1 protein-coding gene is annotated in these 228 nt (G+C 68.0%); it reads left to right on the forward strand.

Features of this window, described 5'->3' with window-relative positions; genetic code table 11:
* A partial coding sequence (locus HMPREF2883_RS07960) for a transposase (protein WP_176747177.1) occupies positions 1-228 on the forward strand: 228 nt, incomplete at both ends.

The following is a 228-nucleotide window of genomic DNA, read 5'->3' on the forward strand; positions in this document are numbered from 1 at the left end:
GACGGGCTGACGGGCCTGCCCGAGGCGATCGAGGCGACCTGGCCCCAGGCAACGGTCCAGACCTGCGTGGTCCACCTGATCCGTGCTTCGATGCGGTTCGTGTCCTACGGGGACCGCAAGAAGGTCGCCGCCGCTCTCAAACCCATCTACACCGCCCCGAGCCAGGAGGCCGCCTGGCAGGCCCTGACCGACTTCTCTGAGTCCGATCTGGGGGTCAAGTACCCCCAG

The organism is Actinomyces sp. HMSC075C01 (assembly GCF_001812965.1).
GTDB classification, from domain to species: domain Bacteria; phylum Actinomycetota; class Actinomycetes; order Actinomycetales; family Actinomycetaceae; genus Actinomyces; species Actinomyces acetigenes.